Raw genomic sequence first — 15,341 nt, 5'->3', positions numbered from 1 at the left:
CTGATTTCGCCTCCCGGCGACTTACTATTCTTTGCGAAAGAATAGTAAGCACAAGAAACAGGCCCCCGCCATTGGCCCGGCTGCGCCGGGTTCCCTCGCTACAGGCTTCTTACAGAGGCCCAGCCCGAAGGGCCATCCATGGCCCATCGGGCTTTGCGCGGCATCCCTGCCGCTTAACCTCTTCCAGAAACCTTCCACTCGGCCTGCTGAAGGGGGCATTGGTGCAGGTCGATAGCTTGGCGGTTAACAAGTTGACCTACAAAAGAAACACTTCGCGAAGCCATCACTTGTGGTTCGACTTGCACCAGTCGCCCCTTTTATCCGGCTGAGTGCAGGCTGGCTGTAGTGGGGTAAGCCGCAGGGATGCGGCGCAAGCGGCGATGGGCTAGGGATAGCCCTTCGCCGTGGCCCCGCGTAAGCCTGCCGGAGCGAAGGTATCCAGCGCAGCTGGACCGGATAGCAGGGGCAAGCGCTTTTGGTTACTTTTGGCGCGACTGCCAAAAGTGACTCGCCCGGGAAGGGCGAAACAAGTGGGTTCGTCACGCTCAGCAACCAGCTTGACAGCAAAACTCATCGCATCCACCCGCCACGACTCAATGTGCATTGCCCCCTTGCCGGTAACTTCGGCGAGTTCTGAGTCTAAATGCGTTTAAAAACATTACTGCAAAAGGTCCGGCCTGCACCAACCGCCCCTTTTATTCGGCTGAGCGTAGGCTGGCTGTAGTGGGGTAAGCCGCAGGGATGCGGCGCAAGCGGCGATGGGCTAGGGATAGCCCTTCGCCGTGGCCCCACGGAAGACTGCCGGAGCGAAGGCATCCAGCGCAGCTGGACCGGATAGCAGGGGCAAGCGCTTTTGGTTACTTTTGGCGCGACTGCCAAAAGTGACTCGCCCGGGAAGGGCGAAACAAGAGGGTTCGTCACACGCAGTAAATAGCTTGGCTAGTCGGTTGGTAATTATCCGAGCGTTATCCAAGCATCACAGCGGATCATTCATCCGCAACAACTCCTCCGGCAGGTGCTCAATGTACTCCTCCTCCCCCGGCGGCATTTGCAGGTGAAAACCCTGCCCAGCGATGTTATCCAACACCACACGGCTGTCTTCACGCGCTAACTGACGCTCGGCAGTGAGCAGCATGTCCATCACATGAATGGGCGTGCCAAACACCTTGAGTAGCGCCTCGGGCACTTTGGCCACGCCTTCGCGCTTGTCTACATAGAGGTACATTTCATTCTTCTTGCGGGTTTTGAAGATAGAAATGATGCGTTTGTCGCTCATGCCGGTTCCCCGTTCAGTTCGGCCAGCAGTTGCTCACCGAAGAGTTCTTTACGCCAGCCGTTAAAGTCGTCTGGCAGGCGGTAATCGCCATCTTTGTAACCACTGCGCAGCAAGGCTTCGAGGGCTTTCTTGCGCAGCATAATTTCCGGCGCCATCGCCAGTTGCTCGGCTTTCTCCTTGCCGATATTGCGCAGGCGCTTGAGCACCGCGCTCACCTCGGGGCCCATCGGTGGCTCTGGGGTTTCTGGCCAGTCACTTTGCGGCACGGCTTTACCGGCGGCCATCAACTGCAACAGGGTTTCGCCATCTTGGCGCACGGTGCGCGGGTGCATGTCTTCGATGCGCGCCAGCGCCACGAGGTTATCGGGCTGAAAACGCGCCAGCGGCCACAGCGAGCGTTCGCGCAGCAAGCGGTTACGCGCTACGTTGCGGCGCCGTGCTTCGGTTTCGCGCCAGGCACATAACTCGCGCAGCACAGCGAGCTGCTGCGGACGTAGCTTCCACGCCAGCTTTACATCCAGATAGGCTTCGCGTGGGTCTTTGCTTAATCGTGCAGCGGCGATTTGTTCGGCGCAGTCATCCAGCAACCAGCCGCGCTTGGTGGCGTCTAAACGTGCCTCTAAGGCTTGGTACAGCTCGAATAAGTGCAAGGTGTCTTCGGCGGCGTAGCGAATTTGCATCTCGCTGAGCGGGCGCTGCAGCCAGTCGGAGCGCGTCTCGCCTTTAGGCAGTTCCAGCCCGAGTACTTCGTGTACTAACCGTGCATAGCCCATGGAGTGACCAAGGCCTAAAAACGCCGCCGCTAGTTGGGTATCAAACAAAGGCGTTGGCAAGGCGGCGCACAGACGCTGCAGCACTTCGAGGTCTTCGCTGCACGAGTGCAGCACCTTGAGCGTGTTGGGGCTTTCTAACCACTGCGCAAACGGTTGCCAAGTGGTGATAGGCAGCGGGTCGAGCAGCCACACCGTTTGCCCGTCGCTAAGCTGAATCAGCCCGGCCTCGGGGTAGAAGGTTTCGGTGCGCATAAATTCGGTATCCAGCGCCAGCACCGGCTGTTGTTGCCAGTGGGCGCAGGCTTCGCGCAGGCCTTGATCGTCGGTAATCCAGCGGATATCCGTGTCGGCCACGGGGTCTCTCCTTGCAGTCACGCTTTGTGCAAGCTTTGTCGCAAACGCGGCATTTGGCAAAAAAGCGGCGATTATACAGACTCGCCTCACCGGCACTGATTTAATCCGCCACACGCTTGCCCTTGGCCTGCTGCCTACTTAACCTTGCCACACAGGCAAACCGTGGCGCTGCTCAGCGCGCAACGGTGTTTGCAGACCATAAGAATAAATTTGTTCAAGGATGTTGCCATGCTGCGCTTGCTCGCTTACCTCGGGGTGTTGCTGTTAATTCCCGCCGGTTACTTAACCTTTACCCAAAGCCCTATTGATGCGGCGCGCTGGGAAGCTCCGAAAGCACCGGAGGCCACCGGCGTGCTCGAACCCAACGACACGCTGATGAAGGCCGAGCTGATTGCCCAAGGGCAAATTCACGGCCCCGAAGACACCGCCATGGACAGCCAAGGCGTGCTGCACGCCGCGCTGCATGACGGGCGCATTGTGCAGATCAACGCCGCCGGCGAAGTGAGCGATTGGGTGAATACTGGCGGCCGTCCGCTGGGGATGGACTTCGATGCGCAGGGCAGCCTGATCGTCGCCGATGCGTGGAAAGGCCTGCTGTCGATCAACCCGCAAGGTGAAATCCGCGTGCTGACGCAAGAAGCCAACGGCACGCCCTTCGCCTTTACCGATGACTTGGATATCGCCAGCGACGGCAAGATTTACTTCTCCGACGCCTCCAGCAAATTCAACCAGCCGGATTACCTGCTCGACCTGCTCGAAGCGCGCCCGCATGGCCGCTTGCTGATGTACAACCCCGCCGACCAGAGCACCACTGTGCTCCTCGATGGTCTGTACTTCGCCAACGGCGTGGCGCTGTCACAAGACGAAGACTTTGTGCTGGTGAACGAAACCTACCGCTACCGAATCACCCGCTACTGGCTGAAGGGCGAGCGCATGGGCGAAAGCGACGTGTTTATCGACAACCTGCCGGGCCTACCCGACAACCTGCAAGGCGACCGTGCCGGCACTTTCTGGGTAGCCCTGCCGACGCCGCGCAAAGCCGATGCCGACTTCTTGCATCGCCATCCGTGGCTGAAAAACCAGCTGGCTAAACTGCCGCGCGCCTTCTGGCCGAAGGCTGAGAAATACGGCTTTGCGATTGCCTTAAACGAGCAAGGCGAAATCATCCACAGCCTGCACGACACCTCTGGCACGCACCTGCGCATGATTACCTCGGTGAAGCCGGTGGGCGATGACCTGTACTTCGGCTCGCTGGATAACGACCGTATTGGTCGCCTGCCCAACCCGCTTAAAGCCAATCCGCAATAAACACACCGCAACAAAAACGCCCCGTGGCTACTGACAGCCACGGGGCGTTTTTTATTCTGTCTAAGGATTAGTCCAGCAGCTCGCGCATTTGCGTTTCTACCTGCTGCATCAGCTGACGATAGGCGCGGCCGGGATAATCGCGACTGTCCAAGGGCTGACCGATAAACACATCCACCTCTTGGCCCAAATTCAGCTCGCGGGTGCCGGCGGGCAGCACCTTGTGCACGCCCTTAATCACCACCGGCACTATGATCGCCTCGGTTTCGGCGGCGAGTAAAAAGCCGCCGCGCTTTAATGATTGCAGCTGGCCATCCGGCGAGCGGGTACCCTCGGGCGACATCCACAAGACAATGCCCTGCTCCATCAGCGCCTTGGCTTTATCCAAATCGCGCTTGGCTTGCTGGCGATTCTCGCGGTCGATTGCTGGGTTACCGCAGGCGCGAATCGCGCGGCCAAAGAAAGGGATCTTGTACAGCTCTTTCTTCGCCAACATACGCACCGAGCCGGGCACCGCGACCAAGCTCATGGGAATGTCGTAATGACTGGAATGGTTGCACATCAGCATGTAACGGCGGCCATTGGTAAAGTCCGGCGCTTCGCCGTGCACGCGCCAGCGAATCTGGCTGAGGCGAATAATCACCTGCGCCCAACCGCGCATGGCGGCATCGGCCTGTGCTTGGCTAATGCGGCCAAACCAGCTCAGCACAATCACCCGCATACAGCAGAGTACGGTGTACACCACCGACGCTGCTTTAACCCATTGTCGTTGCCAATACCCGGCACTGCGCGCCATGTTTTGCTCCTTAAACGGGCGACTCTGCGCCTGCCGCTGTGACTCACAATAGGGTTAGGATGTTCCCCACCCCGCTGACGACACAGGAAAGTGCCATGCAAACTCCCCAGCCCTTGCTGCAATTGGTCACCGCCGCGCAACTGGCCAAACATTTGCCCAGCGCCGACTGGGTGGTGGTGGACTGCCGTTTTAGTCTGGAAGACCCACAACGCGGCGAACGCGACTATCAACAAGGGCATATTCCCGGCAGCCACTATGCGCACTTAGACCGCGATCTTTCCAGTGCGGTGATTGCTGGGCAAACCGGTCGCCACCCGCTGCCCAGTCAAACCCAGCTCAACCAACTGTTTGCTCGTCTTGGTATGCACCCCGACAGCCATGTAGTGCTTTACGATGACGGCCCCGGCGCGTTTGCCAGCCGCCTGTGGTGGCTGCTGGCGTGGCAAGGCAAAAGCCGACTGTACATGCTCGACGGCGGTCTTAACGCATGGCGCAAGGCTGGCTTGGGACTCACACAAGCGCTGCCCAGCACGGAAACTGGCAGCTTCCTAGGCCAGCCGCAAACCGATTGGCTGATGGATGCAGCGGCGCTTAACCAAGCCCTGCAAACCGAGAGCGCACCAACCCTGCTGGATGCCCGCGCGCTGCCGCGCTTTCGTGGTGATGTGGAGCCGCTCGACCCAGTTGCTGGGCACATCCCCACCGCGCAGTGCTTACCCTTTACCGACAACCTCGATGCCGACGGCTTCTGGCTAAGCCCAGCAGCACTGCAAAAGCGCTTGGCTGCTTTTAATCCCAGCGACACGGTGTGCTACTGCGGCTCGGGCGTGACGGCTTGCCATAACCTCGCCGCGTTTGCCTTAGCGGGGCTTGCCCTGCCTAAGTTGTATGCCGGCTCGTGGAGCGAATGGATTACCGACCCCACACGCCCGGTGGCGCAAGGCGACTGAACGGCCGGCTTGTCGCCATCGGCGCTTTATCGTTTGGTGATAATTCTGATTCGCTATATAGGCTTAAATCAAAAGGAAAAATCAGTTTAAAAACAGCCTGTTACAAACGACTTATATGACTTAACGTGAAATTGAGCGTGTAACCACGCTCCCGGTGGGGCAGCACAATGCACAATAAAGCCTGCCAGCACACGCCCCACCGGCGCTCTTGGAGGAGCTATGGGAGTGTCTGCCGACGTTCTAATCCGTGAAGTCATTCGCCCTACCCTGAAATACCTCGACGTCTGCTCCAGCAGTGCCGAAGCCCTGCTGTTAGGCAGCGCGGCGTGTCAGTCGCAATTAGGTGAGCATCCGGGGCTGTTTCAACACTTTGGCTTGTGGCAGTTGTCTAGCGAGCAACATCGCGCACTGTGGGATGGCTTTCTCGCTCACGACCCCGACTTAGCCAGCCGCATTCGCGGCCTTGCCAGCCAACATGCCTTCTTGGAAAACCCCGATCTTGAGCTTTGCGTGAACCTGCGCTACGCCTGCGCGATTGCTTGGATGCAAGTGGTGCGCGCCGCCCGAGTACCAGCACTCAACGCCGATTTGCCCAGTTTGGCGCACACGTGGTGCAAAGTGTTTGCCCCGACGGCTGAGCCACGTCAGTTTATGCGCGTGATGGCGGGACTGCCGATGACCAATCTAGCTGCCTGAGTCACAAAACAAACGCCAGTCACCTTTATTGGCTGACCAAGCTCCTGCAAGTCGCTACACTGTGAGCACTACAACAACAAAAACTAAGCTCACCTATGACAACCCTGCACACGGCTCTGCCGCCGCAGCTGTTGCTGCTGTTGGTGGACGATCACCGCATCTACCTCGACGGTTTGGCGCTGGCCTTGCGCGAGCTCACCAGCAGCACACAGATCGACACGGCACAAAGCGCTGCGCAAGCCCGCACGCTGCAACAGCAAAAAGATTACGACCTGATTTTGCTCGACCTGAACTTGCCCGACGAGTCTGGCCTAACTGTGCTGCGCGACTGGCAGCAACAGCAGATTGCCAGCCCGGTGGCCATGCTCAGTGCCAGCGACTCGGGGCACGACATTCAGCAAGCCTTAAAAGCCGGCGCCTTGGGGTTTATCTCCAAAAGTGCTGACGGCAATGTGCTGCGCGAGCAAGTTGCCCGCCTGTTACTCGGTGAGAGTCTGCCGGCACCGGCGACGCTGACCAGCGGCGAAGGGCCAACGCCACGGCAACGCGAGATTCTTCTGCTGCTTGCCGAGGGGCTGTCTAACAAGCTGATCAGCCGTCAGCTGAATATCTCCGAAGACACCATCAAGACGCACCTGAAAACCTTGTTTCAGTTACTTGATGTGCACAACCGCACCGCCTGCGTGAACGCCGCCCGCGAGCGCGGCTGGCTTTAAGCCTGCGCCAACACCCGCACCAAGGCCTGGCGTAAACGCGCCGGCAATACCGGTTTAGCCAGCACAGGGATGTGCGCCAAAGCAGCACGCTCCACCAAGGCCGGGGTAACCTCCGCCGTCATCAGTAAGGCCGGCAACATGTGCTGCGCTTGCTCACGAAGCAACTCCAACACTTGCAAACCATCTTGCGCTAAGCCCAAACGCAGATCGCTGATCAGCACATCCACAGGCCCGTTGGCTAACGCTTGCTGCGCTTGGCTTAGATCGGCACAGGCTTGCACGTCCAACCCCCAGCGCTGCAATAGACCGGCTAAGGCGTCGCGCCCGGCTTGATCATCTTCAATCACCAACACGCGCCCGGTGAGGCTATTGCTCGGCGCGGGAGCGCCTTCGGCATCCACCGGCGGAGCTAGATTGGCCGGCAGCCACAGGCGAAAACAGCTGCCCTCCCCCGGCGCAGAATCAAGCTGCAAACTGTGCCCCAGCAATTGCGCCAGCTGCTGCACGATGGCCAAACCCAAACCCAAGCCGCGCTCGGCTAAACGGCCGGGGTTATCCAGCTGCCGGAACTCTTCAAACACTAAGGCCTGCTCTTGAGCGCTTAAGCCTCGGCCATCATCACGCACGCGGATCTCCACTTGTTCACCGGCGGCTGGGTATGCCGATAACAGCAGCAAGCTGGCATCGGCGTGGCGCAAGGCGTTACTTAACAGGTTGCGCAACAAGCGCTCTAGCAAGGCCGCATCGGTGGTCACCCAGATTGGCTCTGGGCAATCCAGGCGTAGCTCAGTGCCTTGCGCTTGCCCTTCATGCTCGTGCAGCAGGCGGGCGAGAAAACTGCGTAGCTCCAGTGGTGCACGCTGCACGCTGATTTGCCCTGGCAAGGTTAAGCGGGTGAAGTCCAGCAATGACTGCAACATGCGCCCTAGCTGCCCGACTGATTCACGCAGGCGCTGGGTGAGCTGCTGAGTGGGCGCATCGGTATGCAATTCGGCCAAGTGCTCGGCATACAGGCCCATGGCATTGAGCGGCTGGCGCAAGTCGTGACTGGCTGCGGCCAATAAGCGCAGCTTACGGGCATCTTCACCTTCGGCTTGGCTGCGGGCGATTTCCAACAGGCTTAAGTTCAGCCATGCACTGCGCTGGCTGTGCTCGAGCAGATAACTGCCAAAACTGCCGATCAAGTTCACACAGCCTAAGAACAAGCCTTGATAGCTGAGCACATCCAACGGCACCCCCAGCCACCAACCCAAACCGATAAACACGGCAAATTGGCCCCACGACAACAGCAAGGTCATTCGCCACGGCAAACCCAACATGAAGTAGCCGTAGCAAAACAGCAGGAACATGCCGTCATAGGGCAGGTTCACCCCACGGCTGATATTGATGTAGATCACCGCGATAATGGACAGGCCACACACGGCGTACGCCGCACCGTAGGCCAACCAAGCGATCTTCGGCGCTAGTTGCCGTCCGGCAATCAAGGGATAGCCGAGCATTAACAAGACCAGTGCCGACACACGTATCGGCAAGGTCAGCCAGCCCAGCGGGGTCATCAGAAAATCCAGCAGCGCGTAGGCGAGCATAAAGAACAGCACGCTGCCAAATACCCACGGCAGTTGGCGCTGCGAGCGCTGCAAGCGGTAACGGTCGAACTCCTGCTCTAGGGCAGGCCAGTGAAAGCGTAAGCCGACATAGCCGCGCTGCTGTTGCTGCAGCAGCGCGCGCTCTTGGCTGTGCAAGGTCGGGCTTAGCATGGCCCGGCCGCTAGGTTATGACGCCGGGCTGGCGCTGCCCTCAGCAGACTGATCGTTAAACGCATCATAGGTTTCGACCTTGTGCCATTGTTCCTCCGGGAACCACTGCTGGCGCAGCCGTTGTTGTTCTTTGGCCTGATCTTGCGCGGCCAAGCCCGAACTGCGCAAGCGGCTTAGCTCGTCACGGTATTGTTGGTATTGGCTGCTCCATTGCTGCTCGGCACGCTGCTCTTTAACCAGCAGCTCCACCGTCGGCGCATCGTAATGCTGGGCCAGATATTGGCGCACTTCTGCCTCAGGCGCATTGGCGGCAAACAGCTCGCGGGTACGGGTTTGCACGGCCATGTCTTGGGCTTGCTGGGCATGGGTAGACTGCATGGATTGCGGCAGGCTGGCGCGCAACTGTTGCTCGGCCTGCTGCTTTTGCGTGTCGCTCAGATCGCTGCGTTGCTGCAGCGCCATGACGCCTAGGGTGTATTCGGCATAGGCTTCTTCAGCACCAAACAAGGCGCTGTGCGCTGCCGGGCTGAAGTGACTGCGGCGCAAGTTATCGAGCATGCTCATGCCCTGCTTGAGGGCATCTAGCTGGCCTGCGCTGCTGGCTTGCTGCTGCGCGGTTAACGGCTGGCTGAGCAGTGCGATGCTGGCTTCTTTGTACGCCAAGTAATCGCCTAACAGGCTAACAAACTGCCCCAAGGCCGGCTCCTGCAAACGTAACCGGGCATCGGCGAGCATGCTGTCTACGGCAGCGTCGATGCCGGCTTGATCGGCGGCGCTTAAGAAGTAGTCGAGGTAATCGCGCACGGCCAAATCGAGCACCAGATTGCCGGCGGCATCCACCGTCAACGCGCCATCGACTTCGGTATCGGCCATGCCCGGCACAATCGCTGCACTCTTGCTACGCGCTGGGGCTACCGCCACCGGTGCAGGCGCCACGGGCGCGGGGCTGATGTTCGGCGCCGACAACACCGGAGCCGGTAACACCGCCACCGGCGCGGGCGCAGGCCATTGCCAATACAGCACTAAGGCACTGCTGAGTACTGCAGCGGCGCAGCCGCCAATCCATACCGCACGTTGCATATTGCCTCCTAAGCAGATCCTAAGCACAACGCCACCGGACAAGCCGGTGGCGCGGTGACGCTTTGCCGGCCTGTTTACAAGCCGCGATTTTTTAAGCGGTTAGCCTGTTGTCGGTACAGGCTCACCGGGTTAGTCCAGCCACGCAAGCCCAGCAGGTGGTTGATCGCGTCACCATGGTTCATGGCGTACTGAGTACCAATCACTTTGCCAAGCAAGGTTGAGCAGGTGCCCACCATGGCATCGCTCGACTCACTGCCGAACACACTGCCAGCGGTGGCAAAAAAGTAGTCCAGCGGGTCAAACGGGTTAGTAAAACGCGAACGCCCCGACCACGAGAAGAACTGCACGTTGTGGCCATAAACATTCTCGACTTCTGCGCCACTGGTGCAGCTGGCGTAGTCACCCACGCCCCACGGATGCGTGGCGTTGATCGCCGCGCTTTCCGGGCTTGACAGGGTCACTAAAGACTGCGTAAAGCTCTGCGGATGATTGGCCCCAGAAACCCCGTTGATAATCTTGCCCACGGCGTTCACTAAGGCATTCATACCGCCTTGCGGCAAGCTGCCCGGTGGGGCAATCCCCAGCACCACATCAGCGACTTTAGAGCCATGATTGACGCCATCCACCGAGGTGATCGAGGCGACCAGCTCCGGGCGCATGGCCATGGCGATACGTGCCGTCGGCGAGCCTTGGCTATGGCCAATGATATTGACCTTGCCGCCGCCGGCTTGCGCCCACGGTGCAATCTGCATGGCCAATTCAATGCCGCGCTGATAGCTGTTGTTAAACGCCGCCACACTGGCGACATGAACGCGGGCGCCATCGCGCTGCAAGTTCCACGGCACAGTGAAGAAGTAATCCACCAAGCCGCCAATGCTGTCGAAGCCGGCAATGCCGTGCACCAACACGATGGGGTACTTGGTTTGAGTGTAAGTGCCGGCCTGAGCGGTGCTCAGGCTCAGCAAACTGGCCAAAGCCAGGGTAACGCAGGTGAGGTAACGCATAAGGTGAGGCTTCCCATTGTTGTGTTTATTGCGGGGGTGAGGCACTGCCTAAAGCCTGCGACGAGTCTAGGAAGACTGCCGTAGCGCCACATCACCCAGACGGGTGAACCGCACCCCGCGCCCAACAAAGGTTGGCTATGCCACCTGATAACGCTTAAAGCCCCTTACCTTTCAAGCGGTTAGCTTGCTGACGGTACAGGCTGACCGGGTCAGTCCAGCCGCGCAGGCCCAACAAGTGGTTCACCGCATCGGCATGGTTCATGTGGTAAGCATCACCGATCACTTGCCCCAAGTAGGTAGCGCACACGCCTACTAAACCATCGCTCTTGTCGTGGCCCCAGAACACTAAACCAGTGATGTTCAGGAACGGATCAGACAAGTCGAGGATGTTGGTGCCGCTGTTGTCACCGGTCCACGAGTAGTAACGAATGGTGTTGCCACGCACGTTGTGTACTTCGGTGGATTTAGCGCAAGAGCTGCTGGTGTTAACGCCCCATGGGTGACGACTGGTCAGCGAGGTGCTGCCTGCAGTAGTCAGGGTTTTCAACGCAGCCAAGGCGCTCTGCTGGTGGCTCGCCCCGGAAATCAGGTTGATAAAGCCGCCAAAGGCATTGGCAATCGCCGCCGCGCCGCCTTCAATCCAGCTGCCCGCTGGCAAAGCGCCGCTGATCACGTCGGCCACGCGCGAACCTTTATTCACGCCGTTAACCGAAGTCACCGAAGCCACCAGATCCGGACGCAGCGAAGCTGCTACGCGGGAAGTCGGCGAGCCTTGGCTGTGACCGATTAGATTGACCTTGCCGCCGCCAGCTTGCGCCCACGGCACGATTTGCTTGGCCAGTTCGGCGCCGCGCTTTTCGCTGTCGTTGAACGCTGCCACGCTGGCAACGTGAACCCGGGCGCCGTCACGCTCAAGGTTCCAAGGAATGGTGTGGAAATAACCAATCAAACTGCCCACCGAATCAAAGCCGCTGACGCCATGCACCAGCACAATGGGATATTTGGTTTGGGTATACGTGCCCGCTTGAGTCAGCGGAGCGTTAAGCAGAGATAGAGCAGTAAGACCTGCAGCCAGCCAGTAACGCATGTGTTTGCCTCCGTTTTGTTCTTGTTGTTGTGGGTACGGCGGCCCAACCTTTGGTTGGACACCCGCGACAAACATAGAAGCTAACGAGGCAACAACCTATCGCCCGTATGGGTGAAAGGCACACTAGTAGCGAGAAGCGGTTGGCGAAAAAAACCTGAACGCGCGCAAAAAAGCGTTTTTTAGCAGACTGTGTGAAATCGTCGCGAGCGCAGGCTAGGCAAGGCTCTTCGGCGCCAAAGCCAGCGTTAACCAACGCTGATAAAAGCCTTCGGCGACATGGTGCAGGGCCGCTACTTTTTCGCTCAAGCCCATCAATTGCCGTTCGATACTTTGCTGCGAAGGCTGGCTGGGGTCGATCAACTCGGCCCAGCTAGTTGTCCAGCGACGCACTAAGGCTTCGGTCATTTCCGGGTGGCCCTGCAAGGCCAGCACGTGCTCGCCATAGGCAAATGCTTGATTGGCGCAATGCGCGCTGCCCATCAGTGGTACGGCGCCATGGGGGATGGCAAAGGTATCGCTATGCCATTGGTACACCACGAACTCTTCACCTAAGTGCGCCAGCCATGGGCTGTCTTCACCTTCGTCATGGCGGGTGACTTTTTGCCAGCCAATTTCGGTATGCGGCATACGCTGCACCGTGGCGCCCAGCGCCCGGGCAATCAGCTGTCCACCTAGGCAGTGGCCAATCAGCGGTGTGCCTTGCGCAATCCAAAAGCGTATGGCTTCGACTTCATCGGCTAACCACGGCAGCGGGTCGTTGACACTCATTGGCCCGCCCATGATCGCCACGGCTTTAGGCTTGCGCAGGTCAACGTGAGCTAATTCGCCCAAATCAACGCGCACTTCGCGAAAGCTCACGCCCTCGCGACACAGCACCGTCTCTAAATGCCCCGGTGAGCAATACGGCACGTGGGTCAGTATCAGCACTTCAGCTTCACTAAAACGCTCGCGTTGCGTCATGGTGTCCTCTCTGACAGCTTTCTTCCTTCAAACTGCCAGAGAGCACAGGCGCTTGTACAGGTCAGGCGTCGCGCCAGTGCCGACGCAAAAACGCCACCATGCGCACCAAGGCCACATCCGCCGCCTGCAAAAGTCCCACTTGCGCTTGGAAGACATGCCAGTAACCGGGGTAACGCTCTAACGAAACCGCCGCGCCGGCAGCCTCAAGCGCCTGGTGCATACGCAGGCTGTCGTTGAGCAAGATCTCGTCCTCACCCACTTGGATTAACGACGGCGGGAAGTGTTTGAGCTGCTCCGCCATGGCATACACCGGCGACACCAGCGGATCGGTTAATTGCTCAGCCGCGCAATATTGTGCACTGGCCTGCTTAACCCACTGCGGGTTTAACAGCGGGTCGCCTGCTGGCGGCTCGTGTAATTGGCTGCGCGAGGCATCGGTCAGCGGCGATAACGGCAACAGCGCGGCGGGCAGTGGCTCACCGGTTTCCAGCAAGCGCAGCACACACGCTAAGGTCAGGTTGCCGCCGGCGGAATCCCCGGCGATGGCAATGTTCTGCGGCGCAAAACCTGCCGCCAGCAAGCCGCGATAGGCATTGTGAACATCGTCTAAACCGGCGGGAAAGGCGTGCTCTGGGGTTAAACGGTAATCCACCGCATACACCACCGCGCCACTGCGTTTGGCCAAATTAGCGGTAATACTGCGATGCGTTTGCGGCGAACCGATGCAAAACGCCCCACCATGCACATACAGCACGGCATGGATGGGTTTGTCTTGCACCGCTAAACGCTCGCACGGCACGCCATTAAGGCTAACCGCGCTGATCGTCACGTCTTTGGGCACCACACTAGACAGGGTTAACACCCGCAGCCATGCACGTTGCCACGCCACAGGCAGTGGCGGACGAATCACCCCACGAAACAACAGGCTTAAACCGCCGCGCATAGTGCTGCGCAACAGGCGCTGCTGCCAAGGCAACTGCGCCAGCGGGGTTAACTCAGGCAAAGGTGCATTCATAGTCGACAAGCTCCAGTTGGCGGGTTTGCTGACGGTAGCCGAAGGTAAAGCCCGGCCAGTTATTGGTTTGTTTGCCCTGGGCATTGAGGTACCAACTGTTGCAGCCGCGTGCCCACACGGTGTGCCCCAAAGCCTGTTGCAGGGCGGTGTTAAAGCGCTGCTGCACCTGTGCTTTGACCTCTAAGGTGCGAATGCCTTGGCTACGCATTTGTTGTAACGCACTGATCACATAGCGAAATTGGCTTTCCAGCATGTACACAATGGAACTATGGCCAAGATTGGTGTTAGGCCCGTACAAAATAAACAGATTGGGGAAGCCATGCACGCTGATGCCTTTGTAGGCCTCAGCACCTTCGCGCCACGCCTGATTAAGCAGCACACCATCGCGACCGCGAATCTGCATCGGCGCAAGAAAATCGCTCGCCGCAAAGCCGGTGCCGTAAATCAGCACATCGGCGGCATGGGTTTGGCCGTCGGCAGTTAGCACACCCTGCGCGGTGATCTGCTTGATGGCAGTGGCTTGCAGGCTGACATGCGGCAGATTGAAGGTGGGGTAATAGTCGTTAGAAATCAGGATGCGTTTACAGCCCAGCGGGTAATCCGGGGTGAGCTGAGCACGCAGCTGTGGATCACTGATAGCCGCCTGCAGGTGACGGGTAAATTCGCCCCGGTACAAGGCCATCAAGCCCGGAAAGCGCACAAACGCCAGCGCGCGCGCCTCGTGACTGACGTATTGCCAAGCCCGACTTAAGCGCATCAGCAGCGGCCAGCGGGCGAAGCGGCGCTGCTGTGCAGGGCTATAAGGCGCATCGTGTTTGGCAATCACATACGGCGCGGTGCGCTGAAACACCGTAACCTGCGCCGCTTGCTGGGCAATCTGCGGCACGAACTGAATCACGCTGGCGCCGCTACCAATCACCGCCACGCGCTTGCCGCGCAAATCCACATCGTGGCGCCACTGCGCGGAGTGAAACGCCGCACCGGCAAAGCTCGCCTGCCCTTCGATGTTTGGCCATGCCGGACGATTCAGCTGGCCACAGGCGCTGACCAGAATAGTCGCACGCACGCTGCTGCCATCGGTGAAACACACCTGCCACTGCGAAGCGGCGCTGTCGTAGTCGGCGCTGAGCACTTCACGGCCGCAATAGACCTGCTGCGTCAGGGCAAAGCGCTTAACGCAGTCTTGCAAGTAGGCAAGAATCTCCGCCTGCGGCGCAAAGCAGCGCGACCAATCACTTTTCGGCGCAAACGAAAACGAATACAAATGCGACGGCACATCGCAGGCCGCGCCGGGGTAGCTGTTATCGCGCCAGCAGCCACCCACATCGGCGGCTTTCTCGACAATTGCCACATCGTGCCAGCCTTCTTGCTTAAGCCGTGCGGCCAAACCAATACCGCCAAAACCGGCACCGATGATCAGTACCTCAACCTGCTCTGGCAGCGCATGGGGTGCGTCTGTCATAACAACCTCCCGAGTCAACATGCCCGCAGGTTAGCCCAAGGCCAAGCGTCAACCGAGGGGCAAGACGGCCATATAATTGACTTTTTCGGCCAGAGCTTGCGCAAACACCC

Annotated in this window: 14 protein-coding genes; 4 read left to right on the top strand and 10 right to left on the bottom strand. The window is 59.2% G+C overall.

The window, feature by feature from the left end; all coding sequences use genetic code 11:
- Positions 1 to 976: 976 nt before the first annotated feature.
- Positions 977 to 1,276 (bottom strand): YcgL domain-containing protein, encoded by a 300-nt coding sequence (locus BMX80_RS03100; RefSeq protein WP_071871194.1) that lies wholly within the window; start codon positions 1,274 to 1,276, stop codon positions 977 to 979.
- Positions 1,273 to 2,403, bottom strand: coding sequence for a ribonuclease D (gene rnd / locus BMX80_RS03095; RefSeq protein WP_074864962.1), 1,131 nt, complete (start codon positions 2,401 to 2,403; stop codon positions 1,273 to 1,275). Before rnd ends, BMX80_RS03100 begins: the two co-directional genes overlap by 4 nt.
- Before the next feature lie 228 nt (positions 2,404 to 2,631).
- Between rnd and BMX80_RS03090 the strand changes: the two genes are divergently transcribed.
- Positions 2,632 to 3,711: an SMP-30/gluconolactonase/LRE family protein gene (locus BMX80_RS03090; protein WP_074864958.1), complete on the top strand. Its 1,080-nt coding sequence runs from the start codon at positions 2,632 to 2,634 to the stop codon at positions 3,709 to 3,711.
- 67 nt (positions 3,712 to 3,778) lie between these two features.
- Here BMX80_RS03090 and BMX80_RS03085 read toward each other — a convergent pair whose 3' ends face one another.
- The gene (locus tag BMX80_RS03085; protein WP_074864955.1) at positions 3,779 to 4,504 is read right to left on the bottom strand and encodes a lysophospholipid acyltransferase family protein; all 726 of its coding nucleotides are present in this window, start codon (positions 4,502 to 4,504) and stop codon (positions 3,779 to 3,781) included.
- A 95-nt stretch (positions 4,505 to 4,599) separates the two neighbouring features.
- Between BMX80_RS03085 and BMX80_RS03080 the strand changes: the two genes are divergently transcribed.
- From BMX80_RS03080 to BMX80_RS03070, 3 genes are all read left to right on the top strand, one after another.
- Positions 4,600 to 5,454 carry a sulfurtransferase gene (locus BMX80_RS03080; RefSeq protein WP_074864952.1) on the top strand — a complete coding sequence of 285 codons (855 nt, stop codon included), beginning with the start codon at positions 4,600 to 4,602 and terminating at the stop codon, positions 5,452 to 5,454.
- Positions 5,455 to 5,673: 219 nt separating this feature from the next.
- On the top strand, positions 5,674 to 6,150 hold the full coding sequence (locus tag BMX80_RS03075; RefSeq protein WP_074864948.1) for a hypothetical protein: 477 nt from the start codon (positions 5,674 to 5,676) through the stop codon (positions 6,148 to 6,150).
- A 95-nt stretch (positions 6,151 to 6,245) separates the two neighbouring features.
- The gene (locus BMX80_RS03070; RefSeq protein WP_071871185.1) at positions 6,246 to 6,866 is read left to right on the top strand and encodes a response regulator; all 621 of its coding nucleotides are present in this window, start codon (positions 6,246 to 6,248) and stop codon (positions 6,864 to 6,866) included.
- Here BMX80_RS03070 and BMX80_RS03065 read toward each other — a convergent pair.
- From BMX80_RS03065 to BMX80_RS03035, 7 genes are all read right to left on the bottom strand, one after another.
- Positions 6,863 to 8,623 carry a hybrid sensor histidine kinase/response regulator gene (locus BMX80_RS03065; protein ID WP_074864945.1) on the bottom strand — a complete coding sequence of 587 codons (1,761 nt, stop codon included), beginning with the start codon at positions 8,621 to 8,623 and terminating at the stop codon, positions 6,863 to 6,865. The genes BMX80_RS03070 and BMX80_RS03065 overlap by 4 nt on opposite strands.
- 15 nt (positions 8,624 to 8,638) lie before the next feature.
- Positions 8,639 to 9,703 carry a lipase secretion chaperone gene (locus tag BMX80_RS03060; RefSeq protein WP_074864942.1) on the bottom strand — a complete coding sequence of 355 codons (1,065 nt, stop codon included), beginning with the start codon at positions 9,701 to 9,703 and terminating at the stop codon, positions 8,639 to 8,641.
- A 74-nt stretch (positions 9,704 to 9,777) separates the two neighbouring features.
- The gene (locus BMX80_RS03055) at positions 9,778 to 10,707 is read right to left on the bottom strand and encodes a lipase family alpha/beta hydrolase (protein WP_074864939.1); all 930 of its coding nucleotides are present in this window, start codon (positions 10,705 to 10,707) and stop codon (positions 9,778 to 9,780) included.
- A 154-nt stretch (positions 10,708 to 10,861) separates the two neighbouring features.
- Positions 10,862 to 11,794 (bottom strand): lipase family alpha/beta hydrolase, encoded by a 933-nt coding sequence (locus BMX80_RS03050; RefSeq protein ID WP_074864936.1) that lies wholly within the window; start codon positions 11,792 to 11,794, stop codon positions 10,862 to 10,864.
- A gap of 213 nt (positions 11,795 to 12,007) precedes the next feature.
- Complete coding sequence (locus tag BMX80_RS03045) at positions 12,008 to 12,754, bottom strand: type 1 glutamine amidotransferase (RefSeq protein ID WP_074864933.1); 747 nt, start codon at positions 12,752 to 12,754, stop codon at positions 12,008 to 12,010.
- Positions 12,755 to 12,815: 61 nt separating this feature from the next.
- A complete protein-coding gene (locus tag BMX80_RS03040; protein WP_074864930.1) occupies positions 12,816 to 13,769 on the bottom strand; it encodes an alpha/beta hydrolase in 954 nt (317 codons plus the stop codon).
- A complete protein-coding gene (locus BMX80_RS03035; RefSeq protein ID WP_074864928.1) occupies positions 13,750 to 15,231 on the bottom strand; it encodes a flavin-containing monooxygenase in 1,482 nt (493 codons plus the stop codon). The genes BMX80_RS03040 and BMX80_RS03035 overlap by 20 nt, the downstream gene beginning before the upstream one ends.
- Positions 15,232 to 15,341: the final 110 nt, after the last annotated feature.

Origin of the sequence: Atopomonas hussainii, from assembly GCF_900109735.1 — a bacterium.
Classification (GTDB): Bacteria; Pseudomonadota; Gammaproteobacteria; order Pseudomonadales; family Pseudomonadaceae; genus Atopomonas; species Atopomonas hussainii.
Note: the sequence above shows the minus strand (reverse complement) of the source record. Positions and strands in the feature narration are given on the sequence as shown.